This window comes from Mesorhizobium sp. L103C131B0 (genome assembly GCF_000502275.1).
Taxonomy (GTDB): Bacteria; Pseudomonadota; Alphaproteobacteria; order Rhizobiales; family Rhizobiaceae; genus Mesorhizobium.
The window spans coordinates 532826-552922 of record NZ_AYXC01000001.1 but is presented as its reverse complement, the minus strand read 5'-3'; the positions used below and the strand labels follow the sequence as shown (position 1 = coordinate 552922).

The following is a 20097-nucleotide window of genomic DNA, read 5'->3' as shown; positions in this document are numbered from 1 at the left end:
TTTTGCATCCTTTCATCGCGCCGGCTGTGCCGGCACCCGGGATGTTGATCGCAGTTCGGGACGGTGCTAGCCACCCGATACGTGCTCGACTTGCTGAATGGCTTCGCAGCGGCACAAGCGCCGCGCGCCGGACTATTGCTTCAGCAGCCAGCCGAGGCGATCGAGCGAAAATGCGTAGCTGATGGCGATGAGCAGCGTGATGACAACGCCCGTGGTTGTGTGACCGGCGGCATAGAATCCGGCTGCACCGCCAAACAGGATGGCCAGTTCAAGCACCAGCCTGACTGCGCCTGGTACAGGAACCGGCGCGCGTCCGGACCGGCTCGGATCGCCGCGCACCGCGAAGGTTCCCCACAGCGCAGCTGCAATGAACGGCAAGGCCAAGGCGAAGAGCCAGCGCCACCATCCGCCGGAGAGGCTCCAGCCGGCAAAGCCGAGGCCAAGCAAGGCGGCAAGTTCCAGCAGGAAACGCAAGGTTAGATTCCACCAGGCGTTGCCCATATCCGTCCTCCAGAGTCTCGCGATCGCCAGTGTGTCCGAACGCAGCCATGCCTGCCAGCCCGGGCAGGTCTTTTCCACCGCGGCGCAAAACGGCAAGCGCCGTCGCAAACAGCGCAAGGGTGGAAGCGCCGTTTCGCTAGTGATACACCTCGCGCGCCGGGGCTGCGTAAAATACCCCATCGCCATTTGCGAGGCTGGAACGTTGAAAAAATATTCGGTATTCGCCATCGCCCGCGAGGCCATGCGCGGCCACAAGGGCTGGGAGGAACAATGGTCCTCGCCGGAGCCGAAGAAGGAATATGACGTCATCATCGTCGGCGCCGGCGGTCATGGCCTGGCCACCGCCTACTATCTCGCCACCGTGCACGGCATCACCAATGTCGCGGTGCTGGAAAAGGGCTGGCTAGGCGGCGGCAACACCGGGCGCAACACCACCATCATCCGCTCCAACTACCTTTACGACGAGAGCGCCGGCATTTACGACCATGCGCTGAAGCTGTGGGATGGGCTCTCCCAGGAACTCAACTACAACGTCATGTATTCGGCGCGCGGCGTCATGATGCTGGCGCACAATGTGCACGACATCCAGGTGCTGAAGCGCCATGTCCATGCCAACCGTCTCAACGGCATCGACAATGAATGGCTGACGCCTGAGCAGGCGAAGGAATTCTGCCCGCCGCTCAACATTTCCAGGCAGGCGCGCTATCCCGTCGTCGGCGCCGCCTTGCAGCGGCGAGGCGGCACGGCGCGTCACGATGCGGTGGCCTGGGGCTATGCGCGCGGCGCTTCGGCGCGCGGCGTGCACATCATCCAGAATTGCGAGGTCACCGGCGTCAAGCGGGCGGCCAATGGCGCGGTCATGGGCGTCGACACGACGCGCGGCTTCATCGGCGCCAAGAAGGTCGGCGTGGTGGCTGCAGGCCACTCCTCGGTGATCATGAACATGGCGGGCGTGCGCATGCCGCTGGAAAGCTATCCGCTGCAGGCGCTGGTGTCGGAGCCGGTCAAGCCGGTGGTGCCTTGCGTGGTGATGTCGAACACGGTGCACGCCTACATCTCGCAGTCCGACAAGGGCGAGCTGGTGATCGGCGCCGGCACCGACCAGTATGTCTCCTATTCGCAGACCGGCGGCCTGCACATTTTGCAGCATACGCTGGACGCCATCTGCGAGATGTTCCCGATCTTCACCCGCATGAAGATGCTGCGCTCGTGGGGCGGCATCGTCGACGTGACGCCCGACCGTTCGCCGATCCTGGCCAAGACGCCGGTATCAGGCCTCTACGTCAATTGCGGCTGGGGCACGGGCGGCTTCAAGGCAACGCCCGGCTCAGGCCATGTCTTTGCCCACACGATTGCCAAGGACGATCCGCATCCTATCAACGCGCTCTTCACCATCGAGCGCTTCCGTACCGGCCGCCTCATCGACGAGGCAGCGGCGGCGGCGGTGGCGCACTGATGATGGTGGAGTTGGCTGTAGCGGTGCCGCTGGTGCTGGCGGGGGAGCAGGACCTGTTCCACTTTCCGTCACCGGACGAAGTGCGCACGCAGCCGATCAGCCGCGCCGGCAACGAAGCCAATTGGCCGTTTTCGATCGACGCCGGCATTCTGGGATGCGTGTGGAGTGGTGGCCAGAAGGTGGTCATCTTCATGGAGAACAGGCCCTCCGATCTCGGCGAGGACGACACATTCGAGCCGCGCAGCGTCATCGTGACGACCGATCCGTTTCAGCTCACGATCGGCAACATGGCGTATCGCGAGCTGTTTCGCCCCGCCGCAAGCGTGGAGGAGCGCATTCGGCTCGTCGCGCCTTTTGCTGCGATGGGCCAGAGGCTTTGCAACCAACCGGCCGGCGCGCATGTCGGCCACGGCGAATTGTAGGAACGAACGATAATGCTTCTCATCCGCTGCCCCTATTGCGAGGAAGAGCGCCCGGAGCTCGAGTTCCGTAACGCCGGCGAGGCGCATATTGCGCGCTCGGCCAACATGGCGGGCGAGAGCGACGACGATTTTGAAAAGTTCTTCTTCATCCGCTCGAACCCCAAGGGCATCATCTATGAGCGCTGGCGCCACATCCATGGCTGCGCACGCTTCTTCAATGCGGTGCGCGACACCGTCACCGACAAGTTCGTCATGACTTACAAAGCCGGCGAGCCGAAGCCGTCCAAGCTGCCCAAAAACTCCAACGAAGTGGCATCCAAATGAGCGGCGCGTTCCGCATTCAAAGCGCCGGCCGTCTCAGCCAGGCCAAGACCGCGCGGTTCTCTTTCGACGGCCAGTCTTACACCGGCATCGAAGGCGACACGCTGGCCTCGGCGCTGCTTGCCAATGGCGTGCATCTGGTGGGACGTTCGTTCAAGTATCACCGTCCGCGCGGCTTCCTGTCGGCCGGAGCGGAAGAGCCCAACGCGCTAGTCGAGGTCAAGCGCGACGCGGCACGCAAGGCGCCCAACATCCGCGCCACGGTGCAGGAGCTCTATGACGGGCTTGTTGCCAACTCGCAAAACCGCTGGCCGTCGCTCGCCTTTGACGTCGGCGCGGTCAACGACATTGCATCGCCGCTATTTTCGGCCGGCTTCTACTACAAGACCTTCATGTGGCCGAAGGCAGCCTGGAAGAGCCTCTACGAGCCGAAGATCCGCGCCGCGGCCGGCCTCGGCCTTTCGCCTGACAAGCCAGATCCCGACCATTATTCGTCGCGCTATGCGCATTGCGACGTACTGGTGCTGGGCGGCGGTGCGGCCGGCATTGCGGCAGCGCTCGCCGCTGCCGAAACCGGCGCGCGTGTCATCCTCGCCGATGAACAGGCCAGCTTCGGCGGCAGCCTGCGCTTCGAGAGCGGGGCGAAGATCGACGGCCAGGACGGTTATGCCTGGGCGCAAGGCGCGGTGGCCAAGCTCACCGCCATGGACAAGGTCCGCGTTTTGTCGCGCACGACGGCGTTCGGCTACTACGCGCAGAATTTCGTCGGCCTGGTCGAGCGCGTCAGCGACCATCTGCAGAACCCCGGCCGCGATCTGCCGCGCGAAAGGCTGTGGCAGGTACGCGCCAAGCGCGTGGTGCTGGCGACCGGCGCCATCGAACGCCACATGGTGTTTGCCGACAATGACCGGCCCGGCATCATGCTGGCCTCGGCGGCGCGCATCTATCTCAACCAGTACGGTGTCGCGGTCGGCAAAAATGTCGGCCTCTACACCGCCAATGACTCGGCGTACTCCGCTGCGATCGACCTGAAGAAGGCCGGCGTCAACGTGGCGGCGATCGTCGACCTGCGCGACCATCCGACCGGACCTGTGATCGACGAGGCGAGGGCGCTCGGGATCGAGGTCAATTTCGGCCGCGCGGTGATCCGCGCCGGCGGCAAGTTGCGCGTGACCTCGATGACGGTGCAGCCGAAAAATGGCGGCGGCGAGCGCACCATTCCGGTCGACGCCATCCTGATGTCGGCCGGCTGGACGCCGTCGGTGCATTTGTTCTCGCAGTCGCGCGGCAAGGTCGCCTTCAATGACGAGACCAAGCGCTTCGTGCCGGGCATCTATGCGCAGGACTGCGTTTCGGTCGGCGCCTGCAACGGCACGGATGGGCTCTCGGCGTCGATCGATGAGGCCTATGCGGCCGGCGCCAAGGCGGCGAAGGATGCGGGCGGCAAAGTGGCCAAGGGCGTTAAGCCGAAGGTCGACGCGTCGGAAAGCTGGTCGCGCGGCATGCTGGGCGCGGCGCCCGGCGCCGGGCCGGACAAGACGGTCAAGGCCTTCGTCGATTTCCAGAACGACGTCACCGCCAAGGACATCCGCCAGGCGGTGCATGAAGGCATGCGCTCGATCGAGCACGTCAAGCGCTTCACCACCAACGGCATGGCGACCGACCAGGGCAAGACGTCCAACATGCACGGCCTGGCGATTGCCGCCGAGACGCTTGGCAAGCCGATCCCCGAGGTCGGGCTGACCACGTTCCGCGCGCCCTATACGCCTGTCACTTTCGGCGCGATCGTCAGCCATTCGCGCGGTCCGCTGTTCGACCCGACACGGAAGACCGCGATGCATCCCTGGGCCGAAGCGCAAGGCGCCGTGTTCGAGGATGTCGGCCAGTGGAAGCGCGCCTGGTATTTCCCCAAACCCGGCGAGGACATGCACAAGGCGGTCGACCGCGAATGCGTCGCGGTGCGCAGCAATGCCGGTCTGTTCGACGCCTCGACGCTGGGCAAGATCGAAGTGGTAGGACCGGATGCGGCCAGGTTCATGGAACTGCTCTACACCAATCCGTGGGAGAAGCTGGAACCCGGCCGCTGCCGCTATGGCATCATGCTGCGCGAGGATGGTTTCATCTATGATGACGGCGTCGTCGGCAGGCTGGCGCCGGATCGTTTCCATGTGACGACGACAACCGGCGGCGCGCCGCGCGTCATGAACCACATGGAGGATTATCTCCAGACCGAGTTCCCGCATCTGAACGTCTGGCTGACCTCGATCACCGAACAGTGGGCGGTCATCGCCGTGCAGGGGCCGAAGTCGCGCGACACCATTGCACCGCTGGTCGAAGGAATCGACATGTCGGACGAGGCGCTGCCGCATATGTCGGTGCGCGAAGGCAAGATCTGCGGCGTGCCGACCAGGCTGTTTCGCATGTCGTTCACCGGCGAGCGCGGTTTTGAAGTCAACGTGCCGGCCGATCACGGCCAGGCCGTCTGGGAAGCGCTGTGGGCCGAAGGCCAAAAGCATGGCGCCGCCGCTTACGGCACCGAGGCGATGCACGTGCTGCGCGCCGAAAAGGGCTACATCATCGTCGGCCAGGACACGGACGGCACGGTGACGCCGAACGATGCCGGGCTCGACTGGGCGGTCGGCAAGAAGAAGACCGACTTCGTCGGCATCCGCGGCCTGACGCGGCCCGATCTGGTCGCCAAGGGCCGCAAGCAGCTGGTCGGCTTGAAGACCAAGGACCCGAAAGTGGTGCTTGAGGAAGGCGCGCAGATCGTCGCCGACCCGAAGCAGGCGATCCCGATGAAGATGATCGGTCACGTCACATCCAGCTACTGGTCGGAAAATTGCGGTCGCTCGATCGCGCTGGCGCTGGTTGCCGACGGCCGCGACCGGATGGGCGACACGCTCTATGTGCCGATGCCGAACGGGGTGATCGAAGTGGAGGTTACCGGCATGGTGTTCTTCGACGAGACGGGAGGGCGCCTCAATGGCTAAGGCTGCTGCAAAGAAGACGGCCCCAGCTGCAGCGGCGTCGGTCGAGCGCCGCCCGGCCCTGGCTGGACGCGTCGTTTCCGCAACGGATGTCAAGGTCGAGGTGCTGCCGCCGGCGGAGCGCATGTCGCTGCGCGCGCCGGAGGCTTCCGTGGCGGCGCTGTCGAAGGCGCTCGGCCTGACCTTGCCGAAGCAGCCGAAAACTTCGGCGTCGAAGACAGGGCGCACGGCGCTGTGGCTTGGCCCTGACGAGTGGCTGGTCATCGATGAGGCTGGCAAGGATCCGCTGGCCGATCGTGCTGGGGTTGCCGCATTGCATTCGGCGGTCGGCATCTCGCACCGCAACGTCGCCTTCGCCGTCACCGGCCCGGCGGCTGCCGCCGCGATCAATGCAGGCTGCCCGCAGGATTTGTCGCTCGAGGCTTTTCCGGTGGGCGCGGCGTCGCGCACCATTCTCGGCAAGTGCGAAATCCTGCTGTTGCGCACGGCAGCCGACGCTTTCCGGGTCGAGTGCTGGCGTTCCTTCTCGGACTATGTCTTTACTTTCCTGTCGGAAGCAGCCAGCGACGCGGCGGCGTAGGAACGTTTGACGGGTCAAGCCGTTCTGCTTCCCCCATCAGGGAGAACATACGATGCCGTCGAAAGCGCCGCCGAAGTCAGCTGGCAAGACGTCCGCCGTGCGCTCACTCGAACATGAGCAGCATCACGAGGTGACTGCCGAAGAGGAACTCGAGGAAGGCCTCGAGGACACGTTTCCGGCCAGCGATCCGGTGTCGATCACCTCGACCGCCATCCCAGGCGCGCCGGCAAGACCCGGCAAGGCCAAGACGGTGCCGGGTCGCAAACCGCGCAAGAAATAACCCGTTCGGCTACGCCAGGTTTGAACTCAGGAAAAGCCGGCTTGCGCTGAGGAAAAAACGGGCGGCCGGGATTATCCTGCCGCCCTTAAATTAGTCGTTGTGCTGTGGTCGAGCCCGATCAACTTAGAACGTGCTCGGCACGATCCATGGGTTGATCTCGATGCCGAGACGCGGGCTCTTGGCCTTGACGTCGGACTTTTCGACCGAGCCGGTCACGGCGCAATCGAGCTTGGCATTGGTCGTGGTGTCGACGCAGGTGGCGGCGGGGGCCTGCTTGGTCGAGTGTGTGTTGTTGGCGGCGAAAGCCGAGCCGGAGAGAGCCAGCACGGTGGCGAGAGCGAGAAGGGTCTTGTTCATGTCTGTCTCCATCGGTTAAATTTTTTTCGTACATGTACGATACAACGTACACATACGTCCACCGAGATGGGTTTTCAAGTCGGAAAACGTACGCGTACGAAAAATCTTTTTGAACGCCGAAAATTGCGGCGCACTGACACAGCCGAAGCTGTCAGGCCGGACGTTGAATTGGAGGGGCGGGGATGCTCAGCAGTCGGCCGGGGTCTCGGTCAGCGGCGGCACATTCTGAGTGCTGAGCGTGGCGAGTGTGAAATCGCACATCCGCGTCACGAAAGCCTGCGGGTCGCCGAAGGGGTAGAACGGGAACGTGATCAAAAGCGAGATGGTGCCGTGGCCGACTGCCCAAAGCATGGTGGCGATGGCGCGCGGATCGCCCTGCAGCTTGCCTGCAGCAACGCAGGCCTCGACCCTGGATATCAGCGCTTTCATCGCCGGGTTGGCCTCTTCCATGTCCTCATAGCTTCTGCCTTCCGGCAGCTTGGTCTTTTCGGTCATGAACACGGTGCGGTATTCGTTGGGGTTGCCGAGCCCGAAGGCGGCATATTCGGTCATCACCGCACGCAAGGCCTCGATCGGATCGTCGGAAGGATGCTCCTCGATGCGGCGGGCAAGTGTTTCGAAGGCATCCTCGGCCAGCGCAAACAGGATGTCTTGCTTGTCGGCGAAGTAGGAATAGACCGACATCGGAGCATAGCCGACCCGCTTGGCCAACTTGCGGATGGTCAGGCCTTCATAGCCCTCTTCCTTGACGAGCTTGTGGGCTGCGTCGAGCAGTTCGGAACGCAGTTCGGCCTTTTGTTTCTCGCGGCGTTTCTGGACGCTCAGCGGCACTTGAGTCTGCCTTCATGTGGTGGGTGTTGGCTAAATTATATACGCTGTACGGAAACGAACAAGGGCGCCGTAGGTTCCCCACCGGCAATGGTTACCAAATCGGGGGTTATCAAATCTGGGGTTGCCAAATCGGGGCTATCAAATTGCACCGACGCCGCCATCCACGGCCAGTGTGTGGCCAGTCATGAAGGAATTCGAGGGGTCGGCGGCAAACAGGATGGCGGTCACGACTTCGTCCACTTCCGCCACCCGCTTCATCGGCACGCCGCGCGTCAGTTCGGCCAGCGCTGCGGCTTCCGGCGCGCCGGACATGCGCACGAAACCGTCGACCATGGCGGTCCGCGTGTGCGCCGGGCACACGGCATTGATGCGGATGCCCTTGGTGGCGTATTCGGCGGCCGCCGATTTGGTCAGTCCGACCACGCCATGCTTGGCGGCGGCATAGACCGACAGTTTCGGCGCGCCGACCAGGCCGGCAACCGAGGCGATGTTGACGATGACGCCGCCCTTGCCCGTGGCCTTGAACTGCCGCTCCATCTGCGGAATCTGGTGCTTCATGGCGTAGAAGACGCCGAGCAGGTCGATTTCCAGCACGCGGCGCGCCTCGTCGGAGGCCACTTGCGGCAGGCGCACGGAACTCTGGACAATACCGGCATTGTTGATGGCGATATCCAGCCGGCTGAATTTCTCCGCCGCCAGTTTCACCAGATCCTCGGACAGTTTTTCATCGGCTATGTCGCCGGCACGGACGGCGGTTTCAGTCTGCAAAGAGCCGGCGAGCTCGGCCAGCGCCTTGTCATCGATGTCGGACAGCACGAGGCGGGCGCCTTCGGCGGCAAAGCCCTTGGCCGCGCTGCGACCGAGGCCGCCGGCGGCGCCGGTGATCAGCACGGTCGCTCCATCGAAACGGCCCATCATGCCTCCCCTTTATGCCTGCTTGTCGATCAGCTTGCTAGCGACATGCGACAGCAGTTTCACCGCCTCGCCATAGGTCTTGGCCTTCTCGGGATTGGAGGCGTTGCCGTCCAGCGCCCGCTTGTAGACGCCTTGGCAGATCGCTGCCAAACGGAAGAAGGAGAAGGCGAGGAAGAAACTCCAATTGTCGATGCCGACAAGCCCGCGCCGCCGGCAATACGCCGCGACATAGGCTTCCTCCAAGGGCAGGCCGAGGGCAGCGCGGTCGACGCCGCCAAGACCGCGAAAGCCCGAGGCGTGCGGCAAGCGCCATTGCATGCATTGATAGGCGATGTCGGCGAAGGGGTGGCCAAGCGTCGACAGTTCCCAGTCGAGCACCGCCAGCACTTTCGGCTCATTGTGCGCGAAGATCATGTTGTCCAGCCGGTAGTCGCCATGCACCAGCGAGACGCGACCGTCATCGGCCGGCATATGCGTCTCCAGCCAGGCGATCAGCCGGTCCATGTCGGCGACCGTGCCGGTCTCCGAGGCGCGGTACTGGCTGGTCCAGCGTGCCAGCTGGCGTTCGAAGTAATTGCCGGGTTTGCCGAAATCGCCGAGCCCGACCGCCTCGACATCGACATCGTGCAGGGCCGCCAGCGTGGCGTTCATGGCATTGTAGAGGGCGGCGCGCTCATCGTTGCCAGCGGCCTCCGGCACTGCCGGATCCCAGAAGATGCGGCCGTCGAGAAAATCCATGACGTAGAACATGCGGCCGATCGGCGTCGCCTCCGCCGACAGATGCAGCATCGCCGGCACCGGCACGGCGGTGCCGGCCAGCGCCTTCATGACCGTGAATTCGCGGTCGACCTGATGCGCCGATTTCAGCAACTGGCCCGGCGGCTTGGCGCGCAGGACATAGCGGCCGCTGGCTGCGGTCAGCAGATAGGTCGGGTTCGACTGGCCGGATTTGAATTTTTCGATGGAATGAAGCCCGGCAAAACCCGGGATGTGCGCCTCGAGATAGGGCGCTAGTGCCGTCTGGTCCAGCGCGTTGGCGTCGCCGCTCATGCGGTCTCCGGCTCACGCTCGATCAGCGTCAGCGTCAGCCAGCGCGCCGTCAGCGCCGGCTTCTTCGAGCCTTCGATCTCGATGGTCACGTCATGCGCCGTCTGCACCCAGCCCGACGGCCTGACCTTGACGTCGGCCAGCACGAAGCGGGTGCGGATGCGCGCGCCGGTCTTCACCGGCGCCAGGAAGCGCAGCGAATCGAAACCGTGGTTGACGCCCATCTTGCCCTTTTCCAGCGGCGGCATGGTCTCGAAGGTCATCGCCGAGAGCAGCGACAACGACAGGAAGCCATGCGCGATGGTGCCGCCGAACGGCGTCTCGTTTTTGGCCCGCTCGGGGTCGCAATGGATGAACTGGTGGTCGTCGGTGGCGTCGGCGAACTGGTCGATCATGGTCTGTGTGACCTCGCGCCATGGCGAGACGCCGACTTCCTTGCCGACGCTGGCCAGAAGCACATCGAGACTGATCGGTTCCACTGCGGTGTCCTCCCCTTGCCGCCGACCGCGGCTCATTCCTTGAACAATGTCAGCCCATGCTGCACCGACTGCCCGCCGTCGATCGGCAGGATGGCGCCGGTGACATAGGAACCGGCACGGCTGCACAAATAGAGCGTTGCGCCGCCGATGTCATCCGCCACGCCGATACGTCCGATCGGCACATGGCTGCCGACATGTCTGGCCTTTTCTTCGGTGCCGGTGGCAAAGGCGGTCATCCGGCTCTGGAAGGGACCGGGCGCGAAGGCGTTGACGGTGATGCGCCGCGCCGCGAGTTCGATCGCCAGCGTGCGCGTCAGGTGGTGAACGGCGCCTTTGGACGCGGTGTAGGAATAGGCATCGTCGGCCAGCGGCTGTGTGCCCATCACCGAGCCCAGATTGATGACGCGGGCCGGATCGGCATCGCTCGCGGCGCCTTCCAGCAGCGGCAGCAATTCGCGCGTCAGATGGAAGACGGCCGTGACGTTGACGGCGAACACCTTGGCCCAGCCGCTATAGGGAAAATCCTCCAGGGAGGCACCCCAGGATATGCCGGCATTGTTGACCAGAATATGCAGCTTCTCGGTGCGCGCCTTGACCTCGCCGACCAGCGCGGCAATGCCTGCTTCGCTCGAGACGTCACCGGCAAAGCCTTCCGCACTGCCGGAGCCGCCGAGCCCGTTCAACTCAGCGGCGACCTTGATGCAATCCTCGCCCTTGCGTGAAGCGATCATCACGGTGGCGCCGGCTTGGACCAAGGCGGTCGCCACCATGCGGCCGATGCCGGTCGCGGCTCCCGTCACCAGCGCTGTCTTTCCGGCGACTGAGAACAGTTCTTCCAGATAGCTCATCGCAATTCCTCCGCGCCTTTCTGCTCACGGTCCGGGGCGAAAGGGCTCGCGTTGACAAGGCTACCCGAAGTACGGTCATCCTTGCCACGGATAAAGTGCCCCAGATGCGTGAAAGGGTTGAGACCGATGAGCGACATGAATCTCGGCATGACCGAGCGGCTGAAGCCGATTCACGCCCGCGTCGCCACCATGGTGCGCGATGAGATCATGCCGCTCGATCATGAGTTTTTGAGCGAGGTCGGCAAGGGCGGCGACCGCTGGGTCTACACCGCGCGGCAGACCGAGATCCTCGAAGGGTTGAAGAAAACGGCCAAGGAGCGCGGCCTGTGGAATTTCTGGCTGACCGGCTCCGAGCGCGGCTATGGGCTGTCAACCGTCGAATATGCCTGTCTGGCCGAGGAGATGGGCAAGGCGCATCTCGGCGCGGAGACCTTCAATTGCTCAGCGCCCGACACCGGCAATATGGAGGTGCTGGAGCGCTATGGCTCGGAGGACCACAAGCAGGCATGGCTGGCGCCGCTGCTCGAGGGGAAAATCCGCTCGGCCTATCTGATGACGGAGCCGGATGTCGCCTCCTCCGACGCCACCAACATCGCCATGCGCTGCGAAAAGCAAGGCGACGACTATGCACTCAACGGCGAGAAATGGTGGGCGTCGGGGGCCGGGGACCCGCGCTGCGCCATCTACATTGTCATGGTTCGGACCGGCGGCGAAGCCGAGCCGCAGCACCGCCGCCATTCGATGATCTTGGTGCCGTCCGGTACCAAGGGCGTGACCAAGCTGCGGCCGATGCAGGTTTATGGCGACGACGACGCGCCGCATGGCCACATGCATCTTCGCTTCGACAATGTGCGGGTGCCGGCCGGAAACCTGATCCTCGGCGAGGGCAGGGGGTTCGAGATCGCCCAGGGGCGGCTCGGCCCCGGCCGCATCCACCATTGCATGCGCGCCATCGGCCAGGCCGAAATGGCGCTGGAGCTGCTGTGCCAGCGCTCGGTGCGCCGCGAGGCCTTCGGCCAGCCATTGGCCAAGCTCGGCGCCAATTTCGACATCATCGCCGAGTGCCGCATGGAGATCGAGATGGCGCGGCTGCTCTGCCTCAAGGCGGCGTGGATGATCGACCAGGGCGATGCGCGCGCAGCCGCGCCCTGGATCAGCCAGATTAAGGTCATCGCACCGCGCGTCGCGCTCAAGGTCACCGACGAGGCAGTGCAGATGTTCGGCGCGCAAGGCATCAGCCAGGACACGCCGCTGGCACGCTCGTGGACGCATCTGCGAACCCTGCGCCTCGCCGACGGGCCGGACGCCGTGCACCGCCGGCAGGTGGCGCGCATGGAGCTCAGGAAATACACGCAGGAAAAGGTCTGAGTGGATGAAAACCCTCATCGCCCGCGATCGCGCCGCTCGGCCACCTCGTCTATGCCGACAATCTGAAGGAGCTGGGTCGGCTGGCATCGCGCCGGCAAGGTTCGGCCGGTCATCGAAGGCACTTATCCGCTGGCCGATGCCTCCGCAGTGCTGACGCGCGTGCTTGGCCGTGGCGCATCCGGCAAGCTCATCCTCAAACGTTAAGGAGCCCCGCCATGGCGATACCTTCAGACATGAGAGCACTGCTGCTGACCGGCGACGGCTACACCAGGACGCCCTCCGGCAGCGTGCTGGAGGCGATGGAGCCGTATGTCAAGCTGGGCAGCATCGGCGTGCCGACGCCCGGACCGAGCCAGGTGCTGATCAAGGTCAGCCTCGCCTCGATCAACCCGTCCGACGTCATGTTCATCAAGGGCCAGTACGGTCAGCCGCGCGCCAAGGGCCAGCCGGCCGGCTTCGAGGGTGTCGGCACGGTCGTTGCCAGCGGCGACGAGCCCTATGCGAAAAGCCTGATCGGCAAGCGCATCGCCTTCACCACCGGCGTCACCAATTGGGGCGCGTGGGCGGACTATGCAGTTGCCGAAGCTGCCGGCTGCATTCCGCTGCTCGACACGGTCCGCGACGAGGATGGCGCGGCGATGATCGTCAACCCGCTCACGGCGCTCGCCATGTTCGACATCGTCAAGGAGACGGGCGAAAAAGCCTTCATCATGACCGCCGGCGCCAGCCAGCTTTGCAAGCTGATCGCGGGTCTCGCCAAGGAGGCTGGGTTCCGGCCGATCGTCACCGTGCGCCGCGACGAGCAGATTCCGCTGTTGAAGGAGATCGGGGCTGCCCATGTGCTCAACGAGAAGGCGCCGGATTTCAAGGCAGCACTACGCGATGTGGTCAAGGCCGAGCAGCCGCGCATCTTCCTCGATGCCGTGACCGGGCCGCTGGCCTCGGCGATCTTCGACGCCATGCCGAAGCGCTCGCGCTGGATCATCTATGGACGGCTCGATCCGGACACTACTGTCATCCGTGAGCCCGGCCAGATGATCTTCCAACACAAGCACATTGAAGGCTTCTGGCTGGTCGAATGGATGCGCCAGTTCCGCGACAAGCGCGGCCCGGCGATCATGGAAGCACAGAAGCGCTTTTCGGATGGGCGCTGGTCAACCGACGTGACGGCGGTGCTACCGCTGGATGAGGCGATGGCGAAGGCCCCGGCGGAGCTGGCCAAGCCGAACGGGAAGGTGTTTATTAGGCCGTGACTTTCTACCCTCCCCCTTGTGGGGAGGGTCGACGAAAGAGCAATTTTGCTCGTTCGTCGGGGTGGGGGTCTTGGCTCCACCTCTGTTATTCGCGGGAGCGCTGGACCGACGTTAGTTGGCGCTGCACCCCCACCCCGGACCCGCGGTCCGACCCTCCCCACAAGGGGGAGGGTAAGCGGAGCTACTCCGCCGGCTCGACATTGGCGTACGCCGCTTCCTCAAGCTCCCGCTTCAGCCTCGCTTCCTCATGCGCCTTCGGCGTCACGAAGCGGCCGAGCAGGAGGTAGGCGACCGGGGTCAGGAACAGCGTCGAGACGGTGGCGAGACCCAGCCCGCCGACGATGACCCAGCCGAGCGCGATGCGCGCTTCGGCACCGGCGCCGGCGGCCAGCACCAGCGGGACCCCGCCGAGGATGGTGCAGATCATCGTCATCATCACCGGCCGCAGGCGGATGATCGAGGCCTGCTCGATCGCCTCGCGCACGCCGAGGCCGCGGTCGCGCAGCTGGTTGGCGAATTCGACGATGAGGATGCCGTTCTTGGCCATGACGCCGACCAGAAGCACGAGGCCGATCTGGCTGTAGGCATTGAGGCTGGTGCCTGACAAAAGCAGCGCAAAGATTGCGCAGGCAAGGCCGAGCGGGACCGTCGCCATGATGATGACGGCGCTGACGAAGCTTTCGAACTGGGCGGCAAGCACCAGGAGGATGATGACCAGCGCGAAGCCGAAAATGGTGATCATGGCACTGTTGGTCTCGCCGAGCGTCGCGGCTTCGGCCAGCGGCAGGACGTGGCTGCCCGGCGGCAGCAGCGGGGCGGCGATCTGCTCGGCAACGCCGAGCGCGTCACCCAGTGCGAAATTGCCGTTCAGGTTCGAGGTGATCGCCACCGAAGGCTGCTGCTGTTCGCGGGTCAGCGACGGCGGCACGGCGCGCTCGGTCAGCGTGGCGATGGTCGACATCGGCACGAAGCGGCCGTCGGCGGTCTTCAGGAAGATGTTTTCCAGATCGGTCGGATCATTGATCGGGTTGGTGGTCGAGACCAGCTTCACGCCATAGCTGCGGTCGGCGATGTAGACATCGACGACATCGTTGCCGTCGAGCATCGCCTGCAAGGTGTTGGCGAGCCCCGATATGTCGATGCCGAGATCGGAGGCGCGCTCGCGGTCGATGGCCACCGCCAACTGCGGTTGCGTCGGGTCGATGGAAAGCCGCGGCGTCTGGAAGCGCGGATCGGCCTGCATCCGGGCGATGATCTTCACCGCCGCGTCGCCGAGCGCCTTGCGGTCGTTGCCGACCAGCGCGAATTGCAGGCCGTTGCCGGCGCCGCGAATGCCGAGGCTATTGGCCTGCACCGGGAAGATGCGCACGGATGGCACCTGCCGGGTCAGCTGGCTTATCTGCGCCATGATCTCCTGCTGGCTGCGCGTGCGCTCGTCCCACGGCGCCAGCGTCATAACCATGAAGCCTGAATTATAGGCGCCGTTCTGGCCGGCATTTTCGAAGGTCGAGACGATCTCGCCGGAATCGCGCAGCGGCTGGATCAGCCGCTCGATCTTCTGCATTTGCTGGGTGGTGTAGTCGAGGCTGACGCCTTGCGGCGCGTTGATGCGCAGAAGCACGACGGCGCGGTCCTCGCTCGGCGTCAGCTCCTGGCGGATGGTGCCGAACAGCATGAAGGCGATGCCTGCAAACAGCACCGCGACCAGCAGCACGATCCACGGCGCGCCAAGGCAGGCATGCAGGGCGCGTTTGTAGGCCGCGTTCAGCGCACCGCCGATGCGCGCGCCAATGTCGTGACCGCCTTCATGGTGGAGCGATGCGCCGGTCAACATGCGCGAGGCCAGCATCGGGCACAGCGTCAGCGCGACCACGCAGGAGAGCAGCACCGACATGGCGAGGACGAAGCCGAATTCGCGAAACAGGCCGCCGGTCTGTCCCGGCAGGAAGGAGATCGGCACGAAAACGGCAACGAGCGTCAGCGTCGTGGCGATGACGGCGAAGAACACTTCCTGGGCGCCGAGCACGGCGGCGGCACGAGGCCCCATGCCTTCGTTGCGCCGTCGCACGATGTTTTCCAGAACGACTATGGCGTCGTCGACGACAAGGCCGGTTGCCAGCACCAGCGCCAGAAGCGTCAGGATGTTGATCGAGAAGCCGGCGAGATAGATGGCGGCGATGGTGCCAATCATGGCGACCGGCATCGACAGACCAGGGATCAGCGTCGCGCGCCAGTCGAGCAGGAAGATGTAGATGACGATCAGCACCATGGAGATCGACAGGCCAAGCGCGATCTCGACCTCGTGCACGGCGCCGTTGACGAAGACGGCGTCGTCGCTGGTGATCTTGATCGACATGCCCTTGGGCAGGTTTTCCTGCAGCTTGGCGACGGCTGCCTTCACTCCGGTGGAAATATCCAGCGTGTTCGATTCCGCCTGGCGGATGATGCCAAGGCCAATGCCGGTCTTGCCGTCGGAGCGCAACGAGGTCTGGCCGATGTCGGGGCCGAGCGTGACGGTGGCGACGTCGCGGATGCGCGTCGTGCCGCCGATGATGATGTTTTCGAATTCTTCCGGCGTCGTCACATCGGCCGTGGTGCGGACGATGAGATCCTGGTTGGTGGTGGTGATCGAACCGGCCGGTGAATCGAAAGCCACCGAGGCAAGCGCTGCCCTCAGATCGGCGACAGTGAAGCCGAGGCTGGCGAGCTTGTTCTGGTCGACATCGATGCGGAAGATCTTGTCGCGGTCGCCATAGACCTGAACGTCGGCGACGCCGGGCACCGCGGCCAGTTCGTCCTCGATCTGGTCCTGGACGATCACCGTCATGTCCTGCACCGACATGGTGTCGGAGGTGACGGCCAGTCGCATCACGGCATCGGAATTGGCATCGGCCTTGACGATGCGCGGCGGATCGGCGGTCTCCGGTATCATGTTGGCGACACGGCCGACCGCGTCGCGCACGTCGGAAGCGGCGACGTTCAAATCGACGCCGTCGTTGAACTCGATGGTGACGCGGCTCTGGCCGAAGGACGAGGTCGACGAGATCGACTTGACACCGGAGACGCGGGCTACCGCACCCTCGATGGTGTCGGTCAGTTCACGGTCGACGGTTTCGGCAGCGGCGCCCTCGAAAGCCGTCGACACGGTGACCACGGCGCGGTCGACATCGGGCAGTTCGCGGATCTCGACGCCGTAGAAAGCGGCAAGGCCGGCCACTGCGATCAGCGTGTTCAGCACGAAGGCCATGACCGGCCTGCGGATGAAAAGGGCGGTGAAGCCGGTTTCGCTGGCGGTGCTGACAGGCGCGGTCATGAGCCTTCGGCCGCGTCCGCGGCGCGCTGATCCTGGCCGGCGATGCGGACCGCGCCGCCTTCGCTGACGCTCTGGGTGCCTTCCGTCACAACCATGTCGCCATCCTCGATCTCGGCGTCGATCAGCACCGTCTCGGTGTTGCGCTGGATGATGCGCACGGGAACGCGCCTGGCCTTGCCGTCCTCGACCTGCCAGACATAGGCGCCGTCGGAACCCCACAGGATCGCCAGCGGGCTGACGGCCGGATAGGTGTCGCCGGGGAAGCGCATGGTGATGCCGAATGACATGCCGGCGCGCAGCGAATCCGCCGGATTGGCGATTGCAGCCTTGACCAGCAGGGTGCGGCTCTTTTCGTCGATGTGGTTGTCGATGGCCGACACGGTGCCGGTATAGGCCTTGCTCGGATTGGCGATCGGCGTCGCCGACAGTTGCGCGCCGACCTTGACGGCGGCGGCGAAGCGCTCGGGCACCAGGAAATCGACCAGGATGGAGGAGCGGTCGTCAAGCGTGGCGATCGCCGACTGGCTGGTGACGTAATTGCCGGCCGATATCGGCAGGATGCCGACCGTGCCGGCGATAGGGGCGACGATCGAACGACGCTGCAAGGCGAGTTCGGCATCCTGCAGCGCCAGTTTGGCGCCGGCTAGCACCACTTGGGCATCGGCGACGGCGACCGGAGTCGCGGCGTTGGAGGCCCTCAATGATTTCACCCGCTCGAGCTTGTCATGGGCATCCTGCAAGGCAAGCTTGGCACGATCTTGCGAGATCACCTCGGTCTCGGAATCGAGAACAGCGATGATCTGCCCCTTGTCGACGCGGGTGCCGGATTGGACGAGAAATTCAACGAGGCGCCCAGAGCTGTATGGGTTGACCGTCACCGAGGCGTTGGCGCGGCCGGTGCCGATCGCCTGCAGGCGATCGTTGATGGTGGCGGTGGCCGCAGGCAAGGCGACGACATTTGCCGGGCGGCCGGCAGCGTTGCGGCCGCCTGCCTGTTTTGTCGTGTCGACCGCACCGGTTGTGGCGGGCGCCGAAGCATAGGTCCAGTCGATGCCCCAGCGTGCCAGAACCTCCGGCGCGCCCGGGAAGAATCGCGCCCAGGCGAGGACAGCCGCGACCAGGATCACAAGCGCAAAAACGATCTGTTTCCAGGCGACCATCGACACTCCGGTTGGCAAAACGTCTACCGGTTTCACCAAGCAAAAAAACGCGCAGCGACGCACCCGGTATGTGCGAAGCCGCCGCAATATCATGGCTTTATGGCAATTCTGCCGCTTCCATGCACATTAAATCTGCGTAATTCTGCGCACCTGCGGCCGGGATTGAGCGTGTCAGCGCAGGCTTTCCAGGTCGCGGATGCGCCTGGCGCTGTCGGCCTCGAGCTGCCTGGTGACGGCGCCGATCAGCGTCTCGGCGACAACGAACAGAGCGGCGGAAGAGTCCCACGCCGAAGGCACGGCGGTGCGTCCGGCAATGACATGGCGGGCGAAGCGGGCGATCGGCGATAGCCACTGGTCGGTGAACAGCACGATCTGAACGCCGCGCTGATGCGCGGTCTGGGCAAAGCGGACCAGACTGTCCTGGTAGCGCCTGATGTCGAAGATCACCAGCACGTCGCGCTTGCCCATGTCGATCAGCCGGTCGCGCCAGATGCTCTCCTGACCGGCGAGGTGATAAACGTCGGGCTGGATGATGGCGAGGTGGGCGGCCATGTAGCGCGCCAACGGATCGGTGAAGCGGCCGCCGATCAGGAATGTCTTGCCGCGCCGTTCGGCGAGCCTTTCGGCGATGTCGGCAAGCTGCCTGTCGGACAGATGCCTGAAGGTCTCGCGCATATTGTCCAGCGTCGCCTCCAGCATTGGCGACACGGCACTGCTGCCCGGTGAGGCCGGATTGAGCGTGCGCGATGCCGGCGACTGCAATTGCGCCGCCAGTTCGTCCTGCAGCGCCGACTGGAATTCGGGATAGTTCTGGAACCCCAGCCTGGAGACAAAGCGCAGGATGGTCGGCGACGATACGCCGGCGGCGGTCGAGAACTCGGCGACCGTCTTCAGCCCGATCAGCGGATAGTTGGCAATCAGCGTTTGCGCGGCGCGGCGCTCGCCGGCCGGCATCGTGCCGATGCGGTCCGAAATCAGTTCGGCAATGCTGGAAATCATCGTTTTCCCCACCCCTGAGCCCGTCCAGACCGCTTCCCCGAAATCGCGTTTGACAAAGCCGGACAAACTGTATGAAATCATCCACAGGGACGCAATGACGCAAAATACGTAACATAAGATACAGCGCTCCCCAGGGGACGGCAGACTATGGAGAGAGCACGGCCCGCCAGCCTTGCATCGTCTGATACCGTAGGGGTGACGAACCCCGGCGGGTCCAGCCCTTTCGTGCTGACCTGCGACCACGCTTCCAACTTCCTGCCATCCGAATTCGGCACGCTTGGCCTGCCGGCCGAAGATCTCTCCCGCCACATCGCCTGGGACCCCGGCGCGCTGCCGGTGGCCCGCCGCATCGCGACCGCCCTCGATGCGACGCTCATCGAAACCCGCATCTCGCGCCTGATCATCGACTGCAACCGTCCGCTCGACGCACCGGACCTGGTGCCGCCGGTCAGCGAGACGACGGCCATTCCGGGCAATGCCGGCCTGTCGGACAGTGAGCGCGCCGAGCGCATCGCTTTGTCGTGGCGGCCGTTCCACGACACGATCGCATCGATCATCGACGACCGGCAGGCGCGTGGGCAGGAGACCCGGCTGGTGTCGGTGCATTCCTTCACCCCGGTCTACAAGGGCAAGAACCGGCCCTGGCATATCGGCATCATCCACGATGACGACCGCCGGCTGGCGTCGCCGCTCATAGCGGCGCTGCAGCGGCTCTCCGGCGTCAGTGTCGGCATCAACGAGCCCTATTCGCCGGCCGACCGCGTCTATTTCACTTTGGAGCGCCATGCACGCTCGCGCGGCCTTGCCTGCGCAATGATCGAAATCCGCAACGACGAGATCTCCGGCGAGACCGGGCAGCGGAAATGGGCGGATCTGCTCACAGGCATTTTTTCTGACCTGGAACCCGAGGAGGCCAAGGGTTCCCGGCGACACGCAGTGGGAAAGTCAGTTCAATCGGCCAGCTAGAAAAACAGGGG

Annotated in this window: 19 protein-coding genes; 9 read left to right on the top strand and 10 right to left on the bottom strand. The window is 64.5% G+C overall.

All coding sequences use genetic code 11. The features are described from left to right. Positions 1–132 precede the first annotated feature (132 nt). Positions 133–729, bottom strand: a complete 597-nt coding sequence (locus X730_RS1000000168460; RefSeq protein WP_245261282.1) for a YrdB family protein — start codon at positions 727–729, stop codon at positions 133–135. On the opposite strand from X730_RS1000000168460, the gene X730_RS161680 reads away from it, so the two are divergent. The 6 genes from X730_RS161680 to X730_RS161705 are packed head-to-tail and all read left to right on the top strand — an operon-like array spanning position 704 to position 6550. After that, positions 704–1957 carry a sarcosine oxidase subunit beta gene (locus X730_RS161680; RefSeq protein WP_023825475.1) on the top strand — a complete coding sequence of 418 codons (1254 nt, stop codon included), beginning with the start codon at positions 704–706 and terminating at the stop codon, positions 1955–1957. The genes X730_RS1000000168460 and X730_RS161680 overlap by 26 nt on opposite strands. Continuing rightward, on the top strand, positions 1957–2379 hold the full coding sequence (locus X730_RS161685) for a hypothetical protein (RefSeq protein WP_023671143.1): 423 nt from the start codon (positions 1957–1959) through the stop codon (positions 2377–2379). The genes X730_RS161680 and X730_RS161685 overlap by 1 nt, the downstream gene beginning before the upstream one ends. A gap of 12 nt (positions 2380–2391) precedes the next feature. Further along, positions 2392–2703: a sarcosine oxidase subunit delta gene (locus X730_RS161690; protein WP_023725215.1), complete on the top strand. Its 312-nt coding sequence runs from the start codon at positions 2392–2394 to the stop codon at positions 2701–2703. Then, positions 2700–5693 (top strand): sarcosine oxidase subunit alpha, encoded by a 2994-nt coding sequence (locus X730_RS161695; RefSeq protein ID WP_023825474.1) that lies wholly within the window; start codon positions 2700–2702, stop codon positions 5691–5693. The genes X730_RS161690 and X730_RS161695 overlap by 4 nt, the downstream gene beginning before the upstream one ends. After that, on the top strand, positions 5686–6270 hold the full coding sequence (locus X730_RS161700; protein ID WP_023671146.1) for a sarcosine oxidase subunit gamma: 585 nt from the start codon (positions 5686–5688) through the stop codon (positions 6268–6270). The genes X730_RS161695 and X730_RS161700 overlap by 8 nt, the downstream gene beginning before the upstream one ends. A 52-nt stretch (positions 6271–6322) precedes the next feature. Further along, positions 6323–6550 (top strand): hypothetical protein, encoded by a 228-nt coding sequence (locus X730_RS161705; RefSeq protein ID WP_023671147.1) that lies wholly within the window; start codon positions 6323–6325, stop codon positions 6548–6550. A gap of 123 nt (positions 6551–6673) precedes the next feature. Here the strand turns inward: X730_RS161705 and X730_RS161710 are convergent, their stop codons facing one another. The 6 genes from X730_RS161710 to X730_RS161735 all read right to left on the bottom strand — a co-directional run bounded on the left by X730_RS161710 (position 6674) and on the right by X730_RS161735 (position 11027). Continuing rightward, positions 6674–6907, bottom strand: coding sequence for a DUF680 domain-containing protein (locus tag X730_RS161710; protein WP_023671148.1), 234 nt, complete (start codon positions 6905–6907; stop codon positions 6674–6676). A gap of 186 nt (positions 6908–7093) precedes the next feature. Beyond that, positions 7094–7738: a TetR/AcrR family transcriptional regulator gene (locus X730_RS161715; RefSeq protein WP_023825473.1), complete on the bottom strand. Its 645-nt coding sequence runs from the start codon at positions 7736–7738 to the stop codon at positions 7094–7096. Between the two features lie 138 nt (positions 7739–7876). After that, positions 7877–8653, bottom strand: a complete 777-nt coding sequence (locus X730_RS161720) for an SDR family oxidoreductase (protein ID WP_023695622.1) — start codon at positions 8651–8653, stop codon at positions 7877–7879. A 12-nt stretch (positions 8654–8665) separates the two neighbouring features. Then, positions 8666–9703 (bottom strand): phosphotransferase family protein, encoded by a 1038-nt coding sequence (locus X730_RS161725; RefSeq protein ID WP_023825472.1) that lies wholly within the window; start codon positions 9701–9703, stop codon positions 8666–8668. Continuing rightward, on the bottom strand, positions 9700–10215 hold the full coding sequence (locus tag X730_RS161730; protein ID WP_280790513.1) for a MaoC family dehydratase: 516 nt from the start codon (positions 10213–10215) through the stop codon (positions 9700–9702). The genes X730_RS161725 and X730_RS161730 overlap by 4 nt, the downstream gene beginning before the upstream one ends. Continuing rightward, positions 10212–11027, bottom strand: a complete 816-nt coding sequence (locus tag X730_RS161735) for an SDR family oxidoreductase (RefSeq protein ID WP_023825471.1) — start codon at positions 11025–11027, stop codon at positions 10212–10214. The genes X730_RS161730 and X730_RS161735 overlap by 4 nt, the downstream gene beginning before the upstream one ends. 126 nt (positions 11028–11153) lie before the next feature. On the opposite strand from X730_RS161735, the gene X730_RS161740 reads away from it, so the two are divergent. Together X730_RS161740 and X730_RS161745 are read left to right on the top strand one after the other, a co-directional pair. Next, a complete protein-coding gene (locus X730_RS161740) occupies positions 11154–12395 on the top strand; it encodes an acyl-CoA dehydrogenase family protein (protein ID WP_023825470.1) in 1242 nt (413 codons plus the stop codon). A 215-nt stretch (positions 12396–12610) separates the two neighbouring features. Beyond that, a complete protein-coding gene (locus X730_RS161745; protein WP_023825469.1) occupies positions 12611–13648 on the top strand; it encodes a zinc-binding dehydrogenase in 1038 nt (345 codons plus the stop codon). Between the two features lie 181 nt (positions 13649–13829). On the opposite strand, the gene X730_RS161750 is transcribed toward X730_RS161745, so the two are convergent. The 3 genes from X730_RS161750 to X730_RS161760 form a co-directional block, all read right to left on the bottom strand. Continuing rightward, a complete protein-coding gene (locus tag X730_RS161750; RefSeq protein WP_023728436.1) occupies positions 13830–16961 on the bottom strand; it encodes an efflux RND transporter permease subunit in 3132 nt (1043 codons plus the stop codon). Continuing rightward, positions 16958–18121 (bottom strand): efflux RND transporter periplasmic adaptor subunit, encoded by a 1164-nt coding sequence (locus tag X730_RS161755; RefSeq protein ID WP_023825468.1) that lies wholly within the window; start codon positions 18119–18121, stop codon positions 16958–16960. Before X730_RS161755 ends, X730_RS161750 begins: the two co-directional genes overlap by 4 nt. Positions 18122–18292: 171 nt before the next feature. After that, positions 18293–19120, bottom strand: coding sequence for a MurR/RpiR family transcriptional regulator (locus X730_RS161760; protein WP_023740936.1), 828 nt, complete (start codon positions 19118–19120; stop codon positions 18293–18295). Between the two features lie 147 nt (positions 19121–19267). Here X730_RS161760 and X730_RS161765 point away from each other — a divergent pair, with 147 nt between their 5' ends. After that, positions 19268–20086 carry an N-formylglutamate amidohydrolase gene (locus X730_RS161765; protein ID WP_023686445.1) on the top strand — a complete coding sequence of 273 codons (819 nt, stop codon included), beginning with the start codon at positions 19268–19270 and terminating at the stop codon, positions 20084–20086. Positions 20087–20097 lie beyond the last annotated feature (11 nt).